Source organism: Pseudozobellia thermophila (assembly GCF_900141855.1).
Classification (GTDB): Bacteria; Bacteroidota; Bacteroidia; order Flavobacteriales; family Flavobacteriaceae; genus Pseudozobellia; species Pseudozobellia thermophila.
Window position 1 is genome coordinate 7,790 of the sequence record NZ_FQYU01000005.1, and the last position, 25,939, is coordinate 33,728.

Here is a 25,939-nt window from a genome sequence, read left to right on the forward strand (position 1 = left end):
AAAAAAGGTAGGGCGGCGGCCTCGACCGCCCGGTTTTTTACGGGCCGGAGGTATCATCGACCATCACGTAAATATATGCAACTTTCTTATCCCGCCCTAAAATATAAAAAAATAGACAACCCTCTGTATTTCAAGCAGCCGACGGCAACTTTTAATTGTTTATTTTGTATATCAATTTATGCTCAAGTCAAAATTTGATATACAAAATGATTAATATCGTGGTTCGGGTCCATCTTGCCCTTTAAAAACCAGGCTACAAGCAGGCCGTATACGGGCAAGTGGATCCTTGCCAAAAGGGGGGTACCCAAAAACTGTCGGTTACCGCTTCGCCAAGGCCAAAAAAAATATGGGAACTTCGCTTCCCGCCTTGGGCGACATAAAATAAGGGGAAGTCCGTTTGGCGTTTTCAACAAACCAAGTAGGGCCGACCGTCGCCGAAAAGGGCGTCCAAGATGGCCCTCGCCTTATTCAAGCCTAAAGTTGATGGGAATGCTGAAAGGTACCCGCACCGCCGTGTTGCGTTGTCTGCCAGGTGTCATTCGGGGTAGCTTTTCAATAATGCGCCGTGCCTCGGCTTCCAACGATTTGTCGGGGCCACGCAACCGGATGTTGCCGATACTGCCGTCTTTTTGAATGACGAACATCACGCTTACCCGACCTTCGATGCCCAATTCTTGTGCGATTTCAGGATACCTGAAATTCTTGCCGATGTGCCGGCCCATCATCTTTTGAAAGCATGCGCGTTTGTCCTCGGCGGTCTTTTCCTTTTCGCATCCGGGAAAAACGGGGACTTCCTCGATCATGATAAAGGGGACTTCCTCGGGTTCTTCCATCTCCAGGGCCTCTACGTCGCCTACCTCAAGAATTTTTTCCTCTTGGTCCGTTTCCGTTGCTGCGATCTCGCTTTCGATGCGCTCTTCCTCGTCGTCGATGATCTCGATAATGGGGGGTGCCTGTACCGGTGGGGGCGGAGGTGTTTTGTACGGTATGGTAAGGGGCACCTCTTCGGCCAGCGGGTCTTCTACGTTCATCGAGATGTCGTAATCGAGGCCCCTGTCATAGGTTTTCCATTCGAGGGCAACAAGGGTAAGCAGCATTACGAATAGCAGGCCCAGTACAAAATAAAGGCCCCGGTTTCGGTTCAGGTCCGACATGCGATTCTTTTTCGGTTCCATATCAAAGGGTTTAAGGGTTAACTTGCCGTAAAGCTAGGGCGATGGCCTTTTGATAAAAAGGGGCAATGAGCCAACCGGTGCCTTGGGTGAGTGAACCGGCCGCGGGGCTTTGATCAGGTCGGGACTTTGAACAAGGGGAAGGCCCTGGCCAGAATTTGAAAAATGTATTTATCTTCGAATTGCGATATTTGTCGAAGCCCCAACGATACGGCAGGCCAAATATTCGGTAATTTTAAGGTATGACATGGTTCGGTAAGAAAGACAAACTGCAGATTATTGCTTTTCAAGGCTATGGTACCGACTCCCATTTTTACGCAAGGGGCCGTGCCCTGGAAGACGAAGGAATAGACCTGGCCCAAAAGGGAATTTTTAACCTGGTATTGAATACGTACAAACGTTTTGAAACCGATGAGGTACGCCATACCCCCGTAACCATTACCTTGCCCGATGGTAGGACCGTTCAGGGAAAAACGGACAATTCGGGCTATTACAAACTAGAGGGCCAGTGCAATAACTTGCGCGAATTGACCAATGGCGAGGGCTGGCTCAATTTCGAAATTTCGTTTAGCGACCCCGGCTTAAAACGCGATGTGCTTTATCAGAACCGTTTTCCGGGAGAGATGCTTATACCGTCTTCAAAGGCCAAATTCGGTGTTATCAGCGATATAGACGATACCATTCTGCACACCGGTGTGGTATCTTCGTTAAAGTGGAAGGTTATTTTTAATACGGTTTTTAAAACGGCGGATAAGCGTACCCCCCTGGCCGGGGCGGCAGAATTTTACCAATTGTTGCATCGGGGCCGGTTGGGTAATGAGGCCAACCCCTTGTTTTACGTTAGCCATAGCCCGTGGAACCTTTACCGCTACCTCGAAATGTTCCTGCAAAAGAACAACTTTCCCAAAGGCCCTATTCTTTTGCGAAGTTTTCCGCTTTTCGGAAAATGGAAATCGCCCAAGGAAAAGCCGCAGAAGCAAAAGGAAATATTGAATATTTTAAAGACCTACCCGGGGCTAAGGTTTATCTTGATCGGAGATAGTGGTGAATACGATGCCGATATCTACAAAGAAATCGCCCAACAGCACCCCCAGGCCATATTGGCCATCTATTTGAGAAGCGTTGCGCACAAAAAAAAGATGCAGAGGGTAAAGTCGGTCTTTAAAGATTACGACACTACCCCCGTGCTATTGGTAGAAAGTACCGAACAGGCCATAGAACACGCCAAAAAAAACGGGTTTATCTGACCCGTTCTTAAATGATAAGGACTTGTTTTGAACGTTTGTCCCCCCTAAAAAAGTCCGTTGATCTGGGCGTCGATCTTGTTGATCACCGAGCCCAGGTCTTCGGGGTTGTCAACAAAATCGAGTTCGTCTACATTGATTACGAGCAGGTTGCCCTTTTTATAGCCGTGGATCCAAGCCTCGTAGCGTTCGTTAAGGCGGCTCAGGTAATCGATGGAAATACTGTTTTCGTATTCACGGCCCCGTTTGTGGATCTGTTTGACCAGATTGGGTATCGAACTGCGAAGGTAAATAAGCAGATCGGGCGGCTGTACCAAGCTTTCCATGAGCTCGAACAGGCTCTCGTAATTGCTGAAATCCCTATTCGTCATAAGGCCCATGGCGTGCAGGTTGGGCGCGAAAATGTAGGCGTCTTCGTAAATGGTGCGGTCTTGTATAATGTTCTTGCCGCTTTCCCTGATCTTAAGGATCTGGCGATAGCGGTGGTTCAGAAAGTAGATCTGAAGGTTAAAGCTCCATCGCTCCATTTGATTGTAAAAATCATCGAGATAAGGGTTGTCTACAACGTCCTCGAAATTGGCCTCCCACTTGTAATGTTTTGCCAATAGCCTAGTTAGTGTGGTTTTTCCGGCACCGATATTCCCGGCAACTGCAATGTGCATAAGGTGTGTCTAATTTTATGGTTGTGTTTTCTCTAAAGGAAATACGAAGATACAAGATACAAAGGATATCGGGTAAGCAAAAAAAACTTGGGAATTTAAATTTTATTTGCAGGGCGTATTAAACCCTGGGCGATTTAACGAGTCGAAGAGGGGTAATATGATACTTAAGGTATGGGAAATTCGATTGTTTTCACTTTGTTCGCCGTCCTATTCGTGATCAATGGGCAGGCCCAGGATTTTCAAGGAAAGGCGATTTACCAAAGCAAGACCCAGGTAAATATGGATTTTGGCAACCGCCAGATTCCCGAAGACCGGAAAAAGGAGATTTTGGAACGTATGAAAAAGGCCAATGAAAGGGTCTATGAGCTCAACTTCAATCAAACGGAGTCGTTGTACACCGAAGAAGAGCGCCTGGAGCAACCGAGTGGTCAAGGTGGGGGAGGCCGTGGGCCTCGCTTTGGGGCCTTGACCGGGTCGGAGGGGCCCTACTATAAGAATATAAAAGAGCGGAGGTATTTGGTGAAAAACGATCTCTACGGTAAAATTTTCCTCGTTGATGACAGCCTCGAGACGCTCGATTGGAAATTGGGGGACGAGACCAAGCAAATAGGCAACTATACGGCTTTTAAGGCTACGGCGACCAAGACGATCAAGCGGCCCAACATGAGGGCCATATTCCGAAGAAGGGGTGGGGACGATGCCAATGAGGCCAAGAAAGAAGAGGAGTTTATTATCAAGGAGGTCGAAGTGGTGGCTTGGTATACGCCCGAGATTCCCGTCAACCAAGGGCCTTCGTCCTATTGGGGCCTACCGGGGCTCATCCTTGCCGTAAGCGATGATATTACGACGATCGTTTGTTCGCAGATTACGCTGAATCCTTCGGAAAAGGTAGAGATCAAGCCCCCGGGCAAAGGCAAAAGGGTAACCCAGGCCGAATACGACCAAATAGCGCAAGAGAAGACCAAGGAGATGCGCGAGAACTTCAGGAACAGAAGGGGCGGAGGCCGTAACGGCAGGTCGTAACCGCCACGAAGCGCTTAATCAAAAATGAATTTTCCTTCAATTTAGAATCAGAATGAGAAATGTATTGTTGTTTGCCATGTTCCTGATGGTCGTGGTAGCCGGTCGGGCACAGGAAATAACCCTTTCCGGTACGGTCAAGGATAGTTTGGGCACGGGGGTCGACATGGCCAATGTCATAGCCATTAACGCCGCGACAAAGGGCCTCGAATCGTACGGCATTACCAACCACGCCGGCCAGTACAAGCTCAAGCTCAAGTCGGGCCAGCAATACAACGTCAAGGTAAGCTACCTGGGGCTCAAGACCGAGTCGTTCACCTTTACGGCGGGCGAGACCGACGCGACAAAGGATATCGTCATGCAAGAGCAGGCCGCCGAATTGGACGAGGTGGAGGTAACCTACGAAATGCCCGTTTCGGTTAAGGGCGATACCATCGTCTACAATACCGATTCCTTTGTATCGGGCACCGAAAAAAAATTGAAGGACGTACTCGAAAACCTACCGGGGGTCGAGGTAAACGACGATGGACAGGTAGAGGTTGAGGGAAAAACGGTCTCCAAGGTGATGGTCGAGGGCAAGGATTTTTTCGACGGCGATTCGAAATTGGCCGTAGAGAACATACCGGCAAACGCCCTCGACAAGGTCGAGGTACTTAAAAACTACAACGAAGTCTCGCAAATGAAAGGACTGACCAACGACGACGACAATGTGGCCCTCAATATCAAACTCAAACAGGGAAAAAAGAATTTCTGGTTCGGCGAGCTGACAGCGGGTTTCGGGCCCGATGAAAGGTATTTGGCGCACCCGAAATTGTTTTATTATAGTCCCAAGTACAGTATCAATATCATAACGGACCTTAACAATATTGGCGAGGTGCCCTTTACCAGAAGCGATTATCGAAATTTTACGGGCGGTTTCCGGAACCTTAATTCGAGGGGCGGCAGTTCGATCAATACGGGCGCCGACGCACTGGGGCTTACCACCGCCCAAAACAACAGGGCCAACGATATCGATACGAAGTTTGCCGCGGCCAATTTCAGTTATGCCCCCACCGAATCGCTCGACCTAAGTGGTTTTGGGGTGTATTCGTACACCGGTACGCTCATGAAATCGCAGAGAAATACGGCGTACATCGCCAGTAACGACACCGAAGAGGCAACGACCGACACCGATCAGACCGTCCATTTGGGGTTGGCCAAGTTGAGTGCAAGGTACAAGCCCGATGCCGATTTACAGGTCGATTACGATGTGCTGCTCAAACAGTCGGACGATAACGAGCGGGTAAACGTACTTTCCGTATCCGACATTACCGACGAGATTGAGGAGAACAAAAGTCAAAAGCCCCTATCGGTCAACCAAAACTTCAATCTTTACTACACCCTCGACGAAAAAAACATTTTTGCCGTAGAGGCACAGCACCTGTATCAAGACGAAGATCCGTTTTATGAAGCCATACGAAGCGAGTTCGCCTTTACCGATATCTTTCCCGTGGACGAAAGCCAAGGGGAGTACAATATGAACCAGGTCAAGAACGTGGTGACCAACAAAGTGGATGCCAAGGTCGATTACTATTACGTACTGGGGGCAAAGAGCAATTTGAATTTTACCCTGGGCACCACCCAGAGCCATCAAAATTTTTATTCGGGAATTTTCCAGATCTTGGACAATGGCGATGTTCTCGATATGGAGGGGGGCGAATACGGCAACGAGGTCACCTTTAACGTGTCAGACCTCTATTTGGGGTTCCATTACAAGGTGATATCGGGTATTTTTACCTTCAACCCGGGGGTTACCCTACACCGGTATAACGTAAAGAACGAGCAGTTGGGCAGTGTGGTGGAGGACAAGCTCACCTCCCTCTTGCCCGATGTCTACATCAATGCGCAATTGAAAAAATCGGAGAACATCCGGTTCAATTACCAGGTGACGCGTTCTTTTACCGATGTAAGCAATTTTGCCGAAGGCTACGTGCTCAACAACTACAATTCGGTGTACAGTGGAAATAGGGACCTGGAAAGTGCCCTCAACCATAACCTCTCATTGAACTTCTTTAGTTTCAATATGTTCAATTTTACGAACATATTTGCCAATATCGCCTATACCAAACGAATCGATGCCCTCAAGGGCAGTACGGATATCATAGGGATCAATAGGGTCGGTACGACCATCAACTCCAATTTCGAGGACGAGTCCCTGTCGGCCAATGGAAGGTACGAGCGTACCTTTGGCAAGATAAAGGGTTCCGTACGGGGCAACGTGGCCTGGTCTACGACCAATAACCTGGTCGACGGCGAGCGGCGTACCTCCGACGCCTTTACCCAAAATTATACCGGAGCCCTCTCTACCAACTTTCAGAACGCCCCTAATTTGGAATTGGGCTATAGGTATACCGTTAACAAGTACGACAACGGGGGGCTGGCGACGACGTATTATACCAAGAGGCCCTATGCCCGTTTCGATACGGCCTTCCTAAAGAACTTTATTTTTACCCTGGATTACGACTTCTATAGCTATACCGATAAGGCCGATACGATCGACAATACCTATAGCTTCTTGGAGTCGAACCTGACCTACCAAAAAAAGGACAGCCGCTGGGAATTCGGGGTCAAGGGTACGAACCTTTTGAATACGACGACCCTAAACCGCGATAGCACGAACGATTTTTACTTTACGACCCAATCGTACTACGTGCAGCCCCGTTATGTTCTGTTCTCCATAAAATACGATATCTAGGCGCACGGGCCGGTGGGGCAATCGACCCGCCCGGTCATTTTGCAAATAAAAGGGGCCAAGTCTTTTGGTTAGCACATATTTTTATACTTTTGCATCCTATTATAAAACCAGGAGGAAGGATTTGACTGATTGCAACCTCTAGTCCTTGTAAGGTAGTTTCAATTTTACGACTACCGACAAGGTGCCAAAAAAATGCTAAAGCAGTTGATTGTGGACCTCTTCCATATCATACTTCTTTAGGGCCGTTTTCAAATCCTTAGTAAATAAAGAAGTATTATGTCGTACCTTTTTACATCAGAGTCGGTTAGCGAAGGACATCCCGATAAGGTGGCCGATCAGATCAGCGATGCGCTTTTAGACCATTTTTTGGCCTTTGATCCCGATAGTAAAGTAGCTTGTGAAACCTTGGTGACCACCGGGCAGGTCGTACTTGCGGGAGAGGTCAGGAGCGATACCTATTTGGATGTTCAGCAAATAGCCAGGGAGGTGATCAACAAAATCGGGTACACCAAGGGCGAATATCAATTTAGCGGCGATTCGTGCGGTGTTATTTCATTGATCCACGAACAATCGCAAGAGATCAACCAAGGGGTCGATCGCGGCAAGAAGGAGGAACAAGGTGCGGGAGACCAAGGTATGATGTTCGGTTACGCGACCAACGAGACCGAAAACTATATGCCCCTGGCCCTTGATATTTCGCATAAGATACTTCAGGTATTGGCCGACTTGCGCAGGGAGGGTACCGAAATCGATTATTTGAGGCCCGATGCCAAGGCCCAGGTTACGATCGAGTACTCCGATGAGAACGTACCGGTGCGTATCGATACCATTGTGGTCTCTACCCAGCACGACCCCTTTGATGCCGATGACGACAAGATGTTGGCCCAGATCAAAAAGGATGTCGTCGGGATCCTGATTCCCAAGGTCAAGGCCCAGTTGCCCGAAAAGATCCAGGCCTTGTTCGACGACGATATCACGTACCATATCAACCCTACCGGAAAATTTGTTATCGGCGGGCCCCATGGCGATACGGGATTGACCGGAAGAAAGATCATCGTTGATACCTACGGGGGCAAGGGTGCCCATGGCGGTGGGGCCTTTAGCGGAAAGGACCCTAGCAAGGTAGACCGAAGTGCCGCCTATGCCGCGCGCCATGTGGCCAAGAACCTGGTGGCCGCCGGGGTGGCCGATGAGGTATTGGTACAGGTAAGCTATGCCATTGGGGTGGTTGAGCCCACCTCGATATTTATCGATACCTACGGTACGGCCAAGGTCGATTTGACCGATGGCGAGATCGCCCGACGGGTGCGGGAACTGTTCGATATGAGGCCCTTCGCCATCGAAGAGCGGTTAAAGCTAAGAAACCCCATTTACCTTGAGTCGGCCGCATACGGCCATATGGGAAAAACGCCCCAAGTGGTAAAAAAGGTTTATGAGTCGCCCTACAACGGAAGGGTTGAAAAAGAGGTGGAGCTCTTTACCTGGGAAAAGTTGGATCGGGTAGATGAGGTGAAAAAGGCCTTCAAACTATAAATTTTTAATAAAATAAGGGGAATTTAATTTTTCCGTATATATATTTGCTGTTCCAAAAGTTCAAACACGTATTGAATAGTTATCAAGAAAGGTGGAGGGAATAGACCCTTTGAAGCCTTAGCAACCCTTTGTCCGATCAAATTGTCCGGGCGGAGAAGGTGCTACGTTCTATCCCAATGGCATATTGGGGCAGATAACGCAACAGATTACTTCCGTAATTTTTCGCTTTCTTATAACTTTTTGATAAAACCTAACTGCAGCGTTGGCAGTGTGGCGTTTGGATTTTTTAATGTATTTTTTTGTAAACATTTAAAAATCAGTTACCATGAGTGATCACAAATTTTCGACCAATGCATTGCATGCCGGCCATGATCCCGCCGAAACGGGAGGAACCAGGGCGGTGCCCATTTATCAAACGTCATCGTACGTGTTCAACGATACCGACCATGCGGCCAACCTCTTTTCCTTGGCTGAACTTGGGTTTATCTATACCCGTTTGAACAACCCTACCAACGAGATCCTACAAAAAAGACTGGCCGCCGTCGAAGGCGGGATAGGGGCGGTCGTATTTTCATCGGGGGCCGCCGCCATTTCGACCGGGCTGATGACCTTGTTGAAGGCCGGCGACCATATCGTAGCTTCGAGTAGCCTTTACGGAGGTACGTTCAACCTGTTGAACGTAACGCTTCCCCGATTGGGGATCACCACCACATTTGTCGATGCGTCGGACCCTGCCAATTTCGAAAAGGCGGTACAGGACAATACCCGTGCCTTCTTTGTCGAATCTTTGGGCAACCCCAAACTTGATGTGCTCGACCTAAAGGCGATATCGGAAAAGGCAAAGGCGGCACAGGTGCCGTTTATCGTCGACAATACCGTGGCCACGCCCGCACTGTTGAACCCGATTGAGCACGGGGCGAATATCGTGATCCACTCCCTGACCAAGTACATTGGCGGGCAGGGTACCTCTTTGGGCGGTGCCATTATCGATGCCGGTACCTTTAACTGGGCCAACGGAAAATTCCCTGAATTTACCGAGCCATCGGCCGGTTATCACGGTTTGGTCTATCACGAGGCCCTAGGTGCCGCTTCGTATACCTTTAAACTCATTTTGGAAGGATTGCGCGATTTCGGAGGAGCCTTGAGTCCGTTCAATGCCTTTCAGATCATTCAGGGCCTTGAGACCTTGGACGTTCGCGTAAAACAGCATAGTGCCAACGCCCTGGCCCTGGCAACTTGGCTGGAAGGCCGGGAAGAGGTGGCCTGGGTAAACTATCCCGGTCTGAAGAGCAGCAAATACTACGACCTGGCACAACAGTACATGCCCAAAGGGCAGAGCGGTCTGGTAACCTTTGGGGTAAAAGGCGGTTTTGAGGCGGCCAAGAAAGTTACCGATGCCGCCAAAATATTCTCGCTGCTGGCCAATATCGGCGATACCAAGTCCTTGATTATCCACCCGGCAAGTACGACCCATCAACAGTTGAACGAAGCGCAACAGGCGGCCGCGGGCGTAAGCCAAGACCTGATCCGCCTGTCCGTTGGTCTCGAAGATATAGACGATCTGAAGGCCGATTTGGAAAATGCCTTCGCCTCCTTAAAGTAAAATTGGAATAAATGCTAATAGGGCCCGCTCCCTTCTTGGGTTCGGGCCTAATTGAACCACGTATGCTTCATCATCTTAAATTAAAGAATTATACCACCCTGGGCAACGTAACCCAGGACATTGAGCTTTCGTACCAGCTGTTCGGCCAAGAACTGCACAGCGCCCCTATTGTATTGGTCAACCATGCACTAACCGGTAACTCCAATGTAACCGGTGACGGCGGTTGGTGGTCTGCGCTCATAGGCGAAGGCAAATGCATAGACACCAGGAAGTATACCATTTTGTCGTTCAACATTCCCGGAAACGGCTATGACAAGTTCATTATAGAAAACTACAAGGATTTTGTGGCGGGCGATATCGCCCGTATCTTTCTATGGGGCCTCGAACAGCTGCAGATTAAAAAATTGTATGCCATTATCGGCGGCTCCCTGGGTGGGGGTATCGCTTGGGAAATGGCGGCCCTCGACCCCAAGATTACCGAACACCTGATTCCCGTGGCGTCGGACTGGAAGTCTACCGATTGGTTGATCGCCAATTGCCAGATCCAAGAGCAGTTTTTGGTCAATTCGAAAAAACCCGTTCACGATGCCCGTATGCACGCCATGTTGTGCTACCGTACGCCGGAGTCGTTCAAGGAACGCTTTAAACGGAGTACCAACGAGGAACTCCAGGTCTTTAACGTAGAAAGTTGGTTGATGCACCACGGCGAAAAACTGCAAGAGCGCTTTCAGTTGTCGGCCTATAAGCTGATGAACCAGCTATTGAAGACCATCGATATTATGCGCGACGGCGACAAAAACTTTATCGAGCTTCAGAACAGCGATATGAACATCCATATCGTCGGGGTAGATTCGGATCTGTTCTTTACCGCCAAGGAAAACAAGGAAACCTTTAAGCAACTGGCACAGGCGCAGAGCAACGTAACCTATGGCGAGGTGCACAGCCTGCACGGCCACGATGCCTTTTTGATCGAATTCGATCAGATGGAGCAACTCTTACTGCCCATATTTAGTCAAAACGGAAAGTCGAAACGTTTAAAGGTATTGAAGTTCGGGGGAAAGTCGCTGGCCAATGGCGAAGGCTTGGGCAGGGTACTCGACATAGTTGCCCGCAAGGTGAACGAAGGCGAGAACATTGCCGTGATCCTTTCGGCCCGTGGCAAGGCCACCGACCGGATCGAGGAGCTCTTGGACAAGGCCGCTTCGGGTAAGAACTACTACAAGGATTTTGAGGAGTTCGAAAAATACCAAAGGCATACCTTTAAAAACGTGAACCTGTCCGCAGAGTTCAAGGAGTTGGCCAAATTGCTCGAAGGGGTTTCCCTATTGGGCGATTACAGCCCGAAAATTAAGGACCAGGCCCTGGCTTTTGGCGAACTCATTTCTGCCAAACTGGTGAGCAAACTATTGATAGGGCGAGGGGTATCGGCCGAATTTGTCGATTCGCGTAAGTTGCTGAAGACCGACTCCAATTTTGGCGATGCCTCGGTCGACGAGGCCCGGTCAAAGGAAAATATCCTTAGGCATTTTGCGCACTTAGACCACGACACGGTGCCCGTTATTACCGGGTTTATCGCATCGAACGAACAAGGGGAGACCACCACCTTGGGCCGAAATGGAAGCAATTATTCGGCAGCCCTTTTTGCCAATTTTCTAAATGCGGACGAGCTTCAGAACTATACCCATGTCGACGGTATTTTTACGGCCAACCCCGATTTGGTGCCCGATGCCAGGCGAATAGCCAACCTTTCGTACGGCGAGGCGAATGAGCTGGCCAATTTTGGTGCCACCATATTGCACGCCAAGACCATCATCCCGCTTATCGAAAAGAACATTCCCCTGCGTATTCTTAACACCTTCAACGACGATAACGAGGGTACCCTGATCAGCGCCAAGACCACTAAGGGGGGCATAAAATCCCTGTCGGTCATTGAAAACGTTTCCCTGATCAACTTGGAGGGGAGGGGACTCCTCGGCAAGGTGGGTATAGACGCACGGATTTTCAGGGCGCTCGAACAGAACAACATCAGTGTGAGCATCGTTTCACAAGGCTCGTCGGAGCGCGGTATCGGCCTGGTGGTCGATTCCGACAAGGCCTTTAGGGCCAAGAAGGCCCTCGATGCCGAATTTGCCGGCGATTACCGATCCAAAGACATCAATATGATCACCGTACTCGATGAGGTATCGGTCATATCGGTGGTAGGGCAGGACCTAAGCACCTTCCACAAGCCCTTCAATGCCTTGATCAAAAACCAGATCGTTCCCTTGTTGTTCAATAACACGGTTTCGGGAAAGAACGTAAGCCTAGTGGTCAAAAAATCGGACCTGCACAAGGCGCTTAACGTGATGCACGGACAGATATTCGGCATCAGCAAGAAGGTGAACCTGGCCATTTTCGGCCACGGCAACGTGGGAGGAACCTTGATCGGACAGATCCTGCGCTCGAAGAAGACCATCGAAGAACGAAAGGGCATCGACCTGAACGTATTTGCGGTTGCCAACTCAAGGCAGTTGCTGTTGGAGAAGAAGGGAATTTCGAAAAACTGGAAAAAGGCCCTGGAGGAAAAGGGCGAGGCCTATAGCTATCGAAAGGTTATCGACTACGCCAAAAAGCATCATTTGGAAAACCTGATCGCCGTCGACAATACCGCCAACGAGGATTTTGTCGCCCATTATTTTGAGTTGGTGGAAAACGGTTTCGACCTCGTGTCTTCCAACAAAATAGCGAACACGCTCAGGTTCGATTTTTACAAGCTGCTGCGCGAGGAATTGGCCAAACACCAAAAACAATACCTGTATGAAACCAATGTGGGGGCGGGCCTTCCCCTGATAGATACGATAAAGCTATTGCACCTTTCAGGCGAGAACATCACCCGGATCAAAGGAGTGTTTTCGGGGTCGCTCAGCTATATCTTCAATACCTTTTCCGAAGCGGACCAACCTTTTTCGGCCATTTTAAGGGAGGCGATGAAGAAGGGCTATACCGAGCCTGATGCCAGGGAAGACCTCTCGGGCAACGATGTGGGCAGAAAACTGTTGATCTTAGCCAGGGAACTCGATCTGGGCAACGAGTTTTCCGATATCGAGATCGATAACCTGATTCCCGAGGAATTGCGGGAAGGAACGGTCGACGATTTTCTGGGACGACTTGATGTCTTGGACGAAAAGTTCAAGCAGATCAAAACAAACCAAAAGCCCGGTCACGTGCTGAGGTATGTGGGCGATCTGCACGGCGACCTTCAAAAGGAGAAAGGTATTTTGGAAGTTAAATTGATCTCGGTGCCCAAGGAAAGTGCTTTGGGCCAAGTAAAAGGGTCCGATTCCATTATCGAAATTTATACCGAATCCTATGGAGAAAACCCATTGGTGATCCAAGGTGCAGGGGCCGGTGCGGCGGTAACCGCCCGCGGAGTGTTCGGCGATATTTTGAGAATAGCCGAGAAGGGATAGTCAATAGAAGAAGCGGCCGTTAGGTCGATAATAACAAATACAATGAACCGAAAATTTGAAACAAACGCTATACGTACGCAATTAAAGAGGTCCGATAACCTGGAACATTCGGTACCCATGTATGTCACCTCCAGTTTTGTGTTCGAGGATGCCGAGGATATGAGGGCCTCTTTCGCCGAGGAGAAGGAACGCAACGTGTATTCGCGCTATTCGAATCCGAATACCTCCGAATTTGTTGAAAAGGTCTGCCAGATGGAAGTTGCCGAGGCAGGGTTTGCCTTTGCATCGGGTATGGCGGCGGTATTCTCGACATTGGCCGCCCTTCTGGACAGTGGCGACCACGTATTGTCGGCACGGAGCATTTTTGGGTCTACCCATTCCTTGTTCACCAACTTCTTTCCGAAGTGGAACATCGACCACACCTATTTTAAGATCGATGACCTAGACGGGATAGAGGCCTTGGTTACCCCGAAGACCAAAATTATTTATGCGGAGTCCCCTACCAATCCGGGTGTCGATATCCTCGATCTGGAGGCCCTGGGAAAGATAGCCAAAAAACACAATTTGATCTTGGTGGTCGACAATTGTTTTGCTTCGCCCTATTTGCAACAGCCGATCAAGTTCGGGGCGGATCTGGTCATCCACTCCGGAACGAAACTAATGGACGGGCAAGGGCGTGTGCTGGCCGGTATTACCGTTGGAAAAAGGGAATTGGTCGACAAGGTGTACCGTTTTTCCCGGATTACCGGGCCGGCATTGTCTCCCTTTAACGCCTGGGTACTTTCAAAAAGCTTGGAAACCTTGGCCGTTCGGGTCGACCGCCACTGCGACAACGCCCTGAAGTTGGCCGAGTTTTTGGAAAGCAACGATAAGGTAAACTGGGTAAAATATCCATTCCTAAAATCGCATCCCCAGTATACAATCGCCAAAAAGCAGATGAAGGCAGGTGGCTGCGTGGTCGCCTTTGAGGTAAAGGGCGGATTGGAAGCCGGTCAAAAGTTTTTCAATTCCATCAAAATGCTATCCTTGTCGGCCAATTTGGGCGATTCGCGAAGTATCGTTACGCATCCGGCGTCGACGACCCATAGCAAGCTATCGGTCGCGGAACGGGCGGAAACCGGAATATCTGACGGTATGGTACGGGTTTCGGTCGGATTGGAGCATATCGACGACATTATCGCCGATATTTCGCAGGCCTTGGGTTAAGGGGAGGCCAGGGCCAATACCCTTAGGGTGCCCAGAACGACGGTCGGGATAAACCCAGGGCAATTGCCCTTTGTTTTCAAGTGTCCCTGATAGGGGCCGACCCTGAACGCTATTCTATTTTGAATTCAAAGACAGGTGATCGGGAACTGGACCCATTTTTATCTTTGGTAATTACGCTCCAGTAATAAACTGTTCCGCTTTTCAAGGCTATCCCCTTTATGCTGGTATTACTTGTATTCGCGAGAAACTGGCTCGGGGGATTGTTGGTGTCGAGATACAGGTCGTACGAAGCAATATCGTCATCGACATCGCTCCCCTTCCAACTTAAGGTTACAGGGGAAGGTACGCTGGAGCCCATGGAGGGGGCGGTTATATCGGCCGGAAAGGGGGCGTAGTTATCCTCACCTTCACCCGAACTGTAAAACTTCCAGGTTTCGCTGCTGGCCTTGGTAGGGCTTTGGTTCGAGTTTGAAATTACGCTCCAAGAATAGGGGGTATTCCTTAAAATGGTCAAGGCAATCGAAGTGTCCGAGGTTTGGTGTTCGCTTACCTCATCGGTTGCCAGGTTTTTTAAGACCAATATGTAATTGTCGGTATGGGCAGAGGGCTCCCATTCAAACCTAACCCGGGTTTGGGTAGGGGAGATGACGTCTCCTTGGTAACAGGCTTCGTCCTTTTTCGGAAAGAGCAACACCGAACTTTTCGGTGCGGGGGCTTCCCCCGGGAGGGGCTCTCCATCGCTATCCCCATTACTACAGCCCAATAATAGGGCGCTCAAGATAAGAAAGCAGGGTTTTGCAAGGCTATTGGCGGTCATTGCTTGATGATTTTGGCTTGTGAGTTGATGTTGTCCGAACTTATCTTAAGAAAATACATTCCAGAACTTAGGTGTCCGACATCGAGTGCAAGCGTTTTGTCGTTTATGGTTTCGGTCTTGTTTACGACTACCTTTCCGGTGGAGGAAATTAACCAAAGGGAGACCATAGATTGGATAGGTCTTGGGAAGGCTATGGTCAACTGGTTTTCTACCTCATTGGGGAAAACGGTAATGTGGTCCGATACATCGATCGTTTTTTCGAACCTTCCTTGGCAATTTTTATCGGTGTACACCGAAAGCTCGTTCGGTCCTTCGGAGAGATCTAAGGTAATCTGGCTTGAATCGGTGGTCGTGGTCTTTCCGTTGAGGTTTATATTGTAATGGGTACTGCCGTCCAAGTTTAGGGTCACTTGTTTTTTGGTGTTGTCGATTGTCGATGAGACGGTTAGTCCTTCAGGTTCCTTTATCGATACCTCATAGCATTGTTCAAAGTCGGCATCGGCCGCAGTGCTGATGCAAAGGGTGTAATTTCCGGCGGCCAAACCGGTGAAGGAAGTTCCGGAGGTAAAGTCCTTTTCTGCCCCGGTCTCCATGATTCTTCCCTTAAACTGAAGGGATGGCGCTGCGGATGTAATGGAGATGATACCGTCATCGTTGGTACTGCACGATTCATCTGTTCCTTTTACCCTGAAATTGTCTGCGGGCAGGCTGAATATTTGACATCCTTTGGTATTCACCGTGGCCCCTAGGGGTGTATTGGGGCATTGGTCGTCCGCGTTGCCGACCCCGTCGGCATCGGTGTCATTGGGATCGAATGCGATACAGTTTTCTCCCGGAAGTCCGTAGCAACCTAGGCTCGTAGGTCCGAATTTGGGCTCCCAGGTAATGCCGGTATCCCAAGAATCGCCACCATGTTCGTAGGCACCGATATCGGGTTTGTCGCCACTAAACCCATCTGTGATTCCGGGTATTTCCCGCCCTTGGTCGATAGGGGAAGTACCCGGTTTTAGTTTGAAATCGCCATTGTCGGCACCGACAAAAACATCTGCGGTAACCACTAAATTATGCTGTTTGTCGGATTGAGGTTCCCAATTCGGATCGCTTCCGAGGTTGTTCCAGACCCGAACGTTCGAGAACGAGGTTCCTTCTTTGTGCCATGCCCCCATAACCTCGGAACCGTTCCATAAAGTGTTGTTGAAAATATCGATATCGGTGCCGTTCCAGTTGATCTGTACGCTCGTCCATTCGGTATTCGAAACGACGTTGTGGTGCACCACAAATCCCGCGGCATTGTTGTCCAAATAGATTCCTGCGGCTTTATATTTGCTTCCTCCAGAAGCGGTATCGTGGAACCAATTGTGGTGGATTTCGGTGGTGTACTGCGGACCTACCGTATAGAAAAGGGCGCAATCGTCGGCTATAAGGTTGCTTTGGGAAACGTCGTTATAGGAAAACTCATTGTCGGAACCGTTGTATTGAATGGCGTCCCTACCTCCCCTGAAGACGGTATTGTTCTTGACCAGGGTATGGTTAATGCCCCTTACGACAAGGGGGGCGTCGTAAAAACCCAGGAAATTGCAATCGTGGATGTAGTTGTCGATGATTTGGTGGTCGTTGCCCCTTACGACCAGGCCGGCACCGGCGTTGAAGGCGATCTCGCATTTTTCGATCCTGTTGTTCGATCCCTGTACATGTATATTGGCCTTGTTGGTTCGCGAGCTATCGGTAATCCCTTGGGTATGGTTTCCATATAGGGAAGTTACCCCGTAAAGTACGTTGTGGGTTGTTAGGCTGTTCGGGTTGGTGCCCCACCACGTTGAGCTGTCCTCCATATTGATGCTTCCTCCAAAAACCGCAAGATTGCGTATTTCAATGTACTGTTTGTCCTTAAGGTTGATCGTTTCCAAACGACGTCTCATTTTTACCTGGCCATCTTCCGGGGCCTTGCCGTTGGGCAGCTGTACGTAAAGCGTCTGGGTCGACTCTTCGTAGTACCACTCGTTTTGGTAGTCTAGGGCCTCCTTTGCCCCTTCTAGATAAAAGTCGCCTAGATCTGCCGGGGCGTGAAATGTTCTGACCCATGTTTCATTGGCAGTGGTGGTCAGGTCGAAGTTTACCCTGCCGGAAGAACTACCGGTTATGGTCCTTTTCCAGGCCAACCAACCGCTGCCGGGCTTGTCGCCGTAAAACCAGACCGCCCCGCCGCTCCAGTCAATTCCGGGAATCGATGCTTCCGTCAAATAGGCGCCGTTGACAACATCGCCATTGCTGCCCCCCGTATTTCTCAAGGTTCCAAGGGCAAAGGGATCGGCGTCCGTTTTGTTGGGCCATCTGGCGAGATCCAAGGCCGTTTCGTCGTGCATTACAAAGTTTTCCTGTCCCAAAGAGGGAAAGGGCACGGTCGTCTTGTATATGGAACCGCCATCGTGGGTCCAACCCGATAGGGCTTCCATGGCCGAGATGACCACTTTTTCACCGGGATACGACTGGAAAACGATGGGCTGGCCCGGACTCCCGGAATTCAAAGGGGCCAAAGTTTCTTCATAAGTGCCTTCCCTAATAAAGACGACATCACCGGCGACCGCTACACTGGCCGCTTTCGCAATGGTCAAATAGGGTAGCTCCAACGTACCGGGGTTGTTGTCATCCCCGTTCTTGGCAACGTAGATGTCCCTGGCAAATGAACCAGTGGCCACTAAGCAAATAAGGGCCAAAAGATAGTTCTGTTTTAGTGACATGGTAATGGGTTTAGGTTTTCGAATTATTCTTTGACCCAAATCTATTCGAATGGCAGGTTGCCTCAAAAGGCAAATGATCAAATGGCTGCAACAAATGGTTAACTATCAACGTTGTGTACCGTTTTTTTTAAGTGTTTTTCGCCTTCGTTCTGGCCCATTGTCGACCTAAAACGGTACAGGGACGGGCGTAATGATCGAGGTGGTTTTTGACCTTTTCAAAGGCAGAACTGTAAGGTTGGAGGGAAAACAAAAAAAGCTTCCCGAAGGAAGCTTTTTTTGTTTTAATGGGTTTTCTTTTACAGGAAACTTAATCCTCGATCTCTTTGCCAACGGCAAAAGGTTACAGCGATTCGTTTATAAGGTTCTTTGTAACATGGTTGATACAATTGCTCAAGGTCTTTCTCGTCGATATTGCCTCTGGTCTCGCTTAGCTTCTTGGTGATGTTTGTCAATACGTTCGGTCTTTCGTCGTCCAGCGGTCTCTCTTTTCTAACGGCTTTAGAATGGAAGACGGAATTCGCTGGTATTTGTTTTGTTTACAGGGGTAAAGGTTGGGTAATGCCATGCTTTTCAAAAGAAGCTATTGCCGAACTGCGGTTATTGGGGGGGTGAATTGAAAATAAAAAGGTGTCGCACTATCGGGGTGGAAGCTTTTGTTTCTTTGGTCGATATCGAAAGGGTTTTGTGGTTTTTAGTCGGGCAGGGCCACTGTTTACTCGTCTCAATTTTTCCTATATTTACCCCATGCTCTCTAAAAAGACCAAATACGGACTAAAGGCGCTGACCTACCTGGCATCGCAAAAGGAGAAGGCCCCGGTACAGATTTCCGAGATCGCCAAATGTGAGAACATCTCCCAAAAGTTCTTGGAGAGCATACTCCTGTCGTTGCGCAAAAGTGGTTTCTTGGGCTCTAAAAAAGGAAAGGGCGGGGGGTATTACCTTATAAAGGACCCCAAGGATATCTTGATGACCGATGTGATGCGCATTCTTGAGGGGCCGATCGCCATGGTGCCCTGTGTAAGTTTGAATTTCTACGAAAAATGTACCGACTGCCCCGATGAGAGTACCTGTTCGGTCAACAAACTGATGCTCAAGGTTCGGGATGCCAACCTGGAGGTGTACCGCAACAATACCTTGGCCGACCTGCTGATTTGACCCTCCCCTCGATTTTATCGAATATCTTTCCTTGTGCCGGGATAGGCGTACGGCTTAAGGAACGTACCCCCCCCCTGCCGGTAGGTAGGCAAAACAACCCAATAGGCCATGGCCTTTATTGCTTGGAATGGCCTTTGGCCAATAGGCAAACCTAGCGCCACCCCTCTTCTTATTCCATTGTTTTGGGGCGCTGCGGGCAACTATGCCCTGCTTGCCTCCCTTAGGCGCTTCGGCTGTGGGAGTCCACCGGTCAACGAAGGATTTTTTCTCGTGGCATTACTTCCATCTTACGCTTTACGTCTTTTTTCGGGAATCAATATTGAAATAAAAGTGCAGTAAAAATTTTGGGTTGGGAAAAAATACCCTGCCGTTTTATTCATTTGATAATAATTCAATAATATTCAGATTTTAGTTTAAAAAAAATCTTAAAATCAGTTAATTCGTTGTGAATATTTGAATGAAAAAGCGAAAATCACTCAAACTATTAGAAAATGATCAATAAGTACAAACAAACAACAGTTTTGCTATTGCTGTTCATGTTCAATGTTGCATGGGGGCAGGAAGGGGTTATTTCAGGAACGGTAATCGATCAAAACGGCCTCCCGTTGCCCGGGGTAAATATTCTCGTTCAGGGCACGACCCGTGGTACACAGACCGATTTCGACGGAAAATATACCATTGCGGCCGATGAGGGACAAACATTGATTTTTACTTATCTAGGTCTTAAAGACCATACGGTTTTAATCGAAGGCCAATCTGTAGTGGAGGTGATGATGGAAGAGGATTCGCAGGCACTGGAAGAGGTGGTGGTCACGGCCCTGGGAATCAAAAGGGAGAAAAAAAGCCTGGGATATGCCCAGCAAAGTATCGATGGTGGAAATATCGTAATGGCCAAGGAAACCGATATTAGTCAAGGTTTGGCCGGTAAAATCGCCGGGGTGCAATTGGTGGGTTCGCCGAGTTCTACCTTTGAGGCATCCAACATTAGGCTTCGGGGCGAAGTGGGGGCGCTGTATATTGTCGATGGTGTCAAGTTGACCTCGCCCGTAGGCATCAATATGGAGGATGTGGCCGATATATCGGTATTGAAGGGAATAGCCGGAACCGCTCTTTATGGCCCGGAGGCCCGAAACGGTGCGGTCATCATAACGACCAAGAGCGCCAAGCCCGGGGAGTCCAAGATTACGGTCGATATTGCTTCTTCCATTTCCCAACTTTACCTCTTGCCCGAATATCAAGACGAATACGGTGGTGGGTATACCCAGGAATTTTCGGTGCTCAATGGTCAATACATCCCGAATTACTCGGCGGACGAATCGTGGGGCCCTAGACTTGACGGTACCTTGGTACGCCATTGGGACAGCTGGATCGAAGGCGATCCCGAATACGGGAAGCTCAGGCCTTGGTCGCCCAGTCCCAACAGCGTGCGCGATTTTTTCAATACCGGGGTAACGTCCAACGTAACCTTGGGTTTCTTAAAGGGCGGGGAGGACTACAGCATCAAAACCACCATCAATCATATTAATTCTACCCTCATCATTCCCAATAACGAGCGCAGGCAGACGACGATTTCGATGAAGGGCGATTACAACCTTACCGAAAAACTGAAGTTTATGGGGACCTTCAACTACCAATACCGCTATACCTTCAACAACCCGCAACAACGGGGGTATGCCGGTAATTTCAACGAATGGTGGCAGCGGCAGTTGGATATGGACCGCCTCAAAAATTACGAGCGTAACGGTCAGATTGTCTCCTGGAACATGAGGTCTTACGATAACCCGACCCCGCTTTATTGGGACTCGCCCTATTTCGAGGTTTACGAAAACATCAACAACGAAACCCGAAATGCCGTATACGGCAGCATTGGCTTATCGTACGATTTTAGCGATAAGGTAAAGGCCTTGGTAGATATAAGAAGGACCTTCGACCTGACCAATTTCGACGATCGAACCGGATGGGGCGGTCTCTCATTGCCCTGGTTCAAGGAACAGACCGAGCAGAATAGCTTTACCGAGGCCTATACCCAGCTGAGTTACAACGACTCCTTTGGTGACTTTGACCTGGTTTCGAGTGTTGGGGGGCAGGTTAACCAAAGAAAGTACAAGTGGCTTAAAAACGAATCGGTCGGGGGACTTCAGATCCCGGGTTATTATAGTATAGATACTTCGGTGGATACCCCCAACTACGAACGCGATAGTAGCCACGAAAAGCTTAACTCCCTGTTCGCCACACTATCCGTCGGATTTAAGAATATGGCCTATATAGACGGCTCTTTTAGGAGGGACTGGGGGTCTACGGCCACGCCCGACGATAACACCCTAAATACCTATGGGCTAACGGGTAGTTTTATTTTTAGCGAGTTGATGAAGGGGGTTGGTTTTTTAAGCTTTGGTAAAATTAGGGCGGGTATCGCCCAGGCTCCGAGCTTCCCCGACGTTTATCAGTTGCAAGACTCGTATACCGTATCCAATCCCTATGGCTCAAATGTAACGCTCAGTGTTCCCGAAACCTTGGCCAACCCATTTTTACGGGGCGGGGTAAGGGAGGAGAAGGAAATAGGTGCCGAACTTAAATTTTTCCAAAACCGATTTGGTTTGGACTTCACCTATTTTCAAAGAGACGACAAGGATCTGCCGACGGCCCTGACCTTAACGGGCACAACCGGATATGCCGAAACCGTGGGGAATGGATCCGTGATAGAGACCAAGGGGTGGGAACTGGCCCTGAACGTTTCTCCCTTCCGTACCGACGATTTCTCATGGGATGTCAACTTCAATATTTCAAACTTTGACAAAAAAGTCGTCAAGATCAACGATTTGGTATCTTCCGTTCAGGTAGCCACCGGTCGTACCGCCAGTCTGGTGCACGATGCCAACGACGACTGGGGCAATATCTACGGCTACGATTTGGTGACCAACGAAGAGGGGGCGCCCTTGATCAATAGTAACGGACTGCCGGTTTACACCGACAACTATGTTAAGGTGGGCAATATTCAGGCCGACTTCAACGGTGGGTTGGTCAATTTTTTCCGCTATAAGAATTTTGACATGAGTTTCTCAATAGACTTCCAAGGTGGTGGGGAATTCTATGCGGTAACCCCACAACTCTTGGCCTACTCCGGTATTGGCGATTTTACCGTGGGCGACAACGAGCTCGGAAATCCCTTGCGAGACCCCGTTTTGGACAGCCAAGGCAATGAGGTCAACCAAGTCTTGGCCCAAAATGCGAGTCCGGGTTCGGGCGGGGTACTGGTAGAGGGGGTCGATAGCGAGACCGGGAGCCCGGTGTCTTACTATACCAGTGCCTACAGTTATTTTAAGATAAAGAACCGGAAGGCCGGTGAGTGGATCTACGATGCGAGTTATGTAAAACTGCGTCAATTGTCGCTTGGGTACCGCCTGCCCCAAAAGTTGATAGAGAAAACATTCTTGGACGCGGTATCCATCAACCTCTATGCCAATAATCTTTGGTTGATTTATTCCAATATCGACGGAATAGACCCTTCCGAAATTGAATCGTACAACAGTACCGACGACGATATTAGGTGGACCGAGGCGGCACAGGACCCCAATCAAAGAACGTATGGACTTGGTGTAAAACTATCTTTTTAACACGAATTAAAAATGAAAAGGGATATCATGAAAAAATATATTGGCAAAATTTCTTTTACAGTAGGGGTGTTGTTCCTTTCCGCTTGTGATACTGTGGATTTTGGGGAAACCAACGTAGACCCCGATGCAACATCGAAGGTGGTAAGTAGTGGACTCTTAACCTATGCGCAACGCTATGTTGGCGATGCGGTTACCGATTATATGGGCCTTTTGTATACCCAACAGATTTCGCAAATTACCTATACCGATGGCTCTAGGTACGGTACCTTGAGTTTTGATTCGGATTACCTTTACCAGAATCCCTTGGTAAACTTAATGGCCATCGTCGATGTAAACTCGGATGAGGCCACGGCTTCCCTTCAAACCGTCTACGGTTCAAATGCCAATCAAATAGCGGTAGCTAAGATCCTCATGGCCTATTTTTACCAACAGATTACGGATCGTTGGGGTATGATGCCGTATACCGAGGCCCTTTCGGGGGTTGAAAATACCTATCCCGTATTTGATACCCAAGAGGCCATCTACGACGGACTCTTCAATGATTTGGATGAGGCCCTGGCCCTGATAGATGGCGGAAATGGCCCAACGGGCGACATTATCTTTGACGGTGACATGGAGCGCTGGAAAAAATTTGCGAACACCCTAAAAATGATCATGGCCCTTAGGTTGTCGAACGTGTATCCCGAGCCTAACGGGTATGCGGCGACAAAGTTCATAGAGGCGATGCCCGGGGCAATAGCGTCATCGGAAGAAACAATATATTACCCCTTTTTAAGCGATGACAATAACGATAATCCGTGGCAAGATAGGTTCCAGACACGTGAAGATTATGCCGTTAGCGATGTGATGATCGATCGCCTGTTGGCCGACAACGATCCGCGTATTTCGGTCTACGCCGAATATACAAGGTCTTCGGTCTCTTTGGAAGCCCCTGAATATGTAGGGATGCCCTACGGTTTGCCGAACTCGGAGTGGTTGGCGGCAGACGTGTCCTTTATAGCGAGTGATGTGATCTACAACGGTTCGTCGCCAGGCCATATCTTTACCTACTCGCAAGTGGCATTCTCTTTGGCCGAGGCTGTTGAACTGGGATGGATTTCGGGGAGTGCGAGCGACTATTACGAAAAGGGGATAGAGGCCTCCTTCGAATTGTGGGGGGCGGATAATGTCGATGGGTATCTTGCCGATAACCCCTTGAGTCTTGACCCCATGACCGCCATGCAGCAGATTGCGGAAGAAAAATGGAAGGCACTTTATTTACAGGGATGGGAATCTTGGAGCGAATGGAGACGTCTAGGCTACCCCGAACTTGAACCGGCAACCCAGCCCCTGAACGGCGATGCAGTGCCGGTAAGGCAGGGCTACGACAACGATTACCCGACGAACAATACCGAAAATTACAATGCGGCGGTGAGCCTTCAAGGTCCCGATAACTTGGGCACCAACCTATGGTGGGACGTACCCCATCCGATTACCAATAAATAAGCATTAACTTTAATAGGTAAGAACGAAATAAGAATTATATAGAAACCCTGAAATTATGAAACAACTTACCGCATTCTTGGCATTGATGTTTTTGGCGGGCTGCGCTGAATCTCCCAAACAAAAACCCGAGGCCGATCCCGACGAATTGGCCCGACAAATTCACGATAAGGTATTGACAATAGATACCCATTGCGATATCAATGTCGACAATTTTACCGATAGTGTTAACTATACGCAACGGCTTGGCACACAGGTAAACTTGCCGAAAATGGAAGAAGGGGGGCTCGACGTCGTATGGTTTATCGTGTACACCGGGCAGGATACCCTGAGTGAAGAAGGTTATGCGAAAGCCCGTAAGAATGCAATGGCCAAGTTTGAGGCTATACATAGGCTGTGCGAGGAGTTTGCCCCGGACCGTATCGGTTTGGCCACGAGTTCGGATGAGGTTAGGGAAATTGCGGCCAGTGGAAGAAAGGTGGCCATGATAGGGGTGGAGAACGCTTATCCCATTGGTGAGGATTTAAGTGAAATCCAAAGGTACTACGATATGGGCGCCCGGTACATATCGCTTTCGCACAACGGGCATAGCCAGTTTTGCGATTCCAATACCGGGGAGAAAGACGATGTGTGGCTCCATAACGGTCTTAGCGAACTGGGCAGGGAGGCAGTGGCCGAAATGAACCGCGTAGGTATCATGATCGACGTGTCCCATCCGGGCAAGGAATCGATGCGGCAAATGATAGAACTTTCAAAAGCCCCTATCATCGCTTCCCATTCCTCGGCCAGGGCGCTCTGCGACCACAGCCGAAACCTCGATGACGAACAGTTGCAGTGGATGAAGGAAAACGGGGGCGTTGTCCAGACCGTGGCCTTTAGTTCGTATGTCAATACCGAAAAAGACAAGATACGGTCAGAGTATCTATCGACCATACAAAAAGAGGTGGCCGATAGCCTGGGAATTACGTGGTACGAGCGTTCCGAATTGCGCAGTCTTCCCGACGACAAGCGAAAGGACTTTTTTAAGAACTATCGCAAGGTTAGAAGTTTGGCCGATTCGATCGCCAACGGGAGAGCCGATGCCCCTACAGGCGTTACCGTTGCCGATTTTGTAGACCATATTGATTACATGGTCGAAAAAATTGGCATAGACCATGTTGGTATCAGCTCCGACTTCGATGGGGGCGGAGGTATTACCGGATGGCAAGATGCTTCCGAAACCTTGAATGTTACCAAGGAATTGGTGAAGAGGGGGTATACCGAGGAAGAAATTGCCAAACTATGGGGGGGCAACCTATTACGGGTAATGGACGAGGTTCAGGCAGTGGCCAAGGACATTCAAGCCTCCGAAAAGTCACCCGCTGGCGCATGATAGCGGTCCTGCTGACATGTATTCTGGATTGAAAATGGTCGACTTCGACCGGGGGTTTCGCCATTGGTTTGCTATGAAACATCCCCATAACCCGATGTAATTTTCGCACCAAGACCGGCCTGTATGCCGTCATGCCTG

At 49.2% G+C, this 25,939-nt stretch carries 16 protein-coding genes and 1 riboswitch; of the genes, 12 read left to right on the forward strand and 4 right to left on the reverse strand.

From position 1 onward, the window contains the following. Positions 1 to 464: 464 nt before the first annotated feature. Positions 465 to 1,175: an energy transducer TonB gene (locus BUB37_RS13300; RefSeq protein ID WP_072994319.1), complete on the reverse strand. Its 711-nt coding sequence runs from the start codon at positions 1,173 to 1,175 to the stop codon at positions 465 to 467. A 239-nt stretch (positions 1,176 to 1,414) separates the two neighbouring features. On the opposite strand from BUB37_RS13300, the gene BUB37_RS13305 reads away from it, so the two are divergent. Next, a complete protein-coding gene (locus BUB37_RS13305; RefSeq protein WP_072994320.1) occupies positions 1,415 to 2,419 on the forward strand; it encodes an App1 family protein in 1,005 nt (334 codons plus the stop codon). A gap of 44 nt (positions 2,420 to 2,463) precedes the next feature. Here BUB37_RS13305 and BUB37_RS13310 read toward each other — a convergent pair whose 3' ends face one another. Continuing rightward, positions 2,464 to 3,078: a deoxynucleoside kinase gene (locus tag BUB37_RS13310; RefSeq protein WP_072994321.1), complete on the reverse strand. Its 615-nt coding sequence runs from the start codon at positions 3,076 to 3,078 to the stop codon at positions 2,464 to 2,466. Between the two features lie 171 nt (positions 3,079 to 3,249). On the opposite strand from BUB37_RS13310, the gene BUB37_RS13315 reads away from it, so the two are divergent. The 6 genes from BUB37_RS13315 to BUB37_RS13340 all read left to right on the forward strand — a co-directional run bounded on the left by BUB37_RS13315 (position 3,250) and on the right by BUB37_RS13340 (position 14,623). Next, complete coding sequence (locus tag BUB37_RS13315) at positions 3,250 to 4,101, forward strand: GLPGLI family protein (protein ID WP_072994322.1); 852 nt, start codon at positions 3,250 to 3,252, stop codon at positions 4,099 to 4,101. Between the two features lie 52 nt (positions 4,102 to 4,153). Then, on the forward strand, positions 4,154 to 6,832 hold the full coding sequence (locus tag BUB37_RS13320; protein WP_072994323.1) for a TonB-dependent receptor: 2,679 nt from the start codon (positions 4,154 to 4,156) through the stop codon (positions 6,830 to 6,832). Positions 6,833 to 7,108: 276 nt separating this feature from the next. Beyond that, the gene (gene metK, locus BUB37_RS13325) at positions 7,109 to 8,365 is read left to right on the forward strand and encodes a methionine adenosyltransferase (protein WP_072994324.1); all 1,257 of its coding nucleotides are present in this window, start codon (positions 7,109 to 7,111) and stop codon (positions 8,363 to 8,365) included. 76 nt (positions 8,366 to 8,441) lie between these two features. After that, positions 8,442 to 8,565, forward strand: a riboswitch (SAM riboswitch). A 125-nt stretch (positions 8,566 to 8,690) separates the two neighbouring features. Beyond that, positions 8,691 to 9,968, forward strand: a complete 1,278-nt coding sequence (locus BUB37_RS13330; RefSeq protein WP_072994325.1) for an O-acetylhomoserine aminocarboxypropyltransferase/cysteine synthase family protein — start codon at positions 8,691 to 8,693, stop codon at positions 9,966 to 9,968. Positions 9,969 to 10,030: 62 nt separating this feature from the next. Further along, entirely contained in the window at positions 10,031 to 13,417 is a 3,387-nt protein-coding gene (thrA, locus tag BUB37_RS13335) for a bifunctional aspartate kinase/homoserine dehydrogenase I (protein ID WP_072994530.1), read from the forward strand. A gap of 42 nt (positions 13,418 to 13,459) precedes the next feature. Then, on the forward strand, positions 13,460 to 14,623 hold the full coding sequence (locus BUB37_RS13340) for a trans-sulfuration enzyme family protein (RefSeq protein ID WP_072994326.1): 1,164 nt from the start codon (positions 13,460 to 13,462) through the stop codon (positions 14,621 to 14,623). A gap of 109 nt (positions 14,624 to 14,732) precedes the next feature. Here BUB37_RS13340 and BUB37_RS13345 read toward each other — a convergent pair whose 3' ends face one another. Continuing rightward, complete coding sequence (locus tag BUB37_RS13345; protein WP_072994327.1) at positions 14,733 to 15,440, reverse strand: hypothetical protein; 708 nt, start codon at positions 15,438 to 15,440, stop codon at positions 14,733 to 14,735. Continuing rightward, positions 15,437 to 18,178: a T9SS type A sorting domain-containing protein gene (locus tag BUB37_RS13350; protein WP_139278114.1), complete on the reverse strand. Its 2,742-nt coding sequence runs from the start codon at positions 18,176 to 18,178 to the stop codon at positions 15,437 to 15,439. Before BUB37_RS13350 ends, BUB37_RS13345 begins: the two co-directional genes overlap by 4 nt. Positions 18,179 to 18,922: 744 nt before the next feature. Between BUB37_RS13350 and BUB37_RS13360 the strand changes: the two genes are divergently transcribed. The 5 genes from BUB37_RS13360 (at position 18,923) to BUB37_RS13375 (ending at position 25,801) form a co-directional block, all read left to right on the forward strand. Then, complete coding sequence (locus BUB37_RS13360) at positions 18,923 to 19,333, forward strand: RrF2 family transcriptional regulator (protein WP_072994330.1); 411 nt, start codon at positions 18,923 to 18,925, stop codon at positions 19,331 to 19,333. A 108-nt stretch (positions 19,334 to 19,441) separates the two neighbouring features. Next, positions 19,442 to 19,672 carry a hypothetical protein gene (locus BUB37_RS21465; RefSeq protein WP_139278115.1) on the forward strand — a complete coding sequence of 77 codons (231 nt, stop codon included), beginning with the start codon at positions 19,442 to 19,444 and terminating at the stop codon, positions 19,670 to 19,672. A 152-nt stretch (positions 19,673 to 19,824) separates the two neighbouring features. Further along, a complete protein-coding gene (locus BUB37_RS13365; RefSeq protein WP_072994331.1) occupies positions 19,825 to 22,947 on the forward strand; it encodes a SusC/RagA family TonB-linked outer membrane protein in 3,123 nt (1,040 codons plus the stop codon). A gap of 27 nt (positions 22,948 to 22,974) precedes the next feature. Next, positions 22,975 to 24,432 carry a SusD/RagB family nutrient-binding outer membrane lipoprotein gene (locus BUB37_RS13370; protein WP_072994531.1) on the forward strand — a complete coding sequence of 486 codons (1,458 nt, stop codon included), beginning with the start codon at positions 22,975 to 22,977 and terminating at the stop codon, positions 24,430 to 24,432. A gap of 55 nt (positions 24,433 to 24,487) precedes the next feature. After that, positions 24,488 to 25,801: a dipeptidase gene (locus BUB37_RS13375; RefSeq protein WP_072994332.1), complete on the forward strand. Its 1,314-nt coding sequence runs from the start codon at positions 24,488 to 24,490 to the stop codon at positions 25,799 to 25,801. The last annotated feature ends 138 nt before the right edge of the window (positions 25,802 to 25,939 follow it).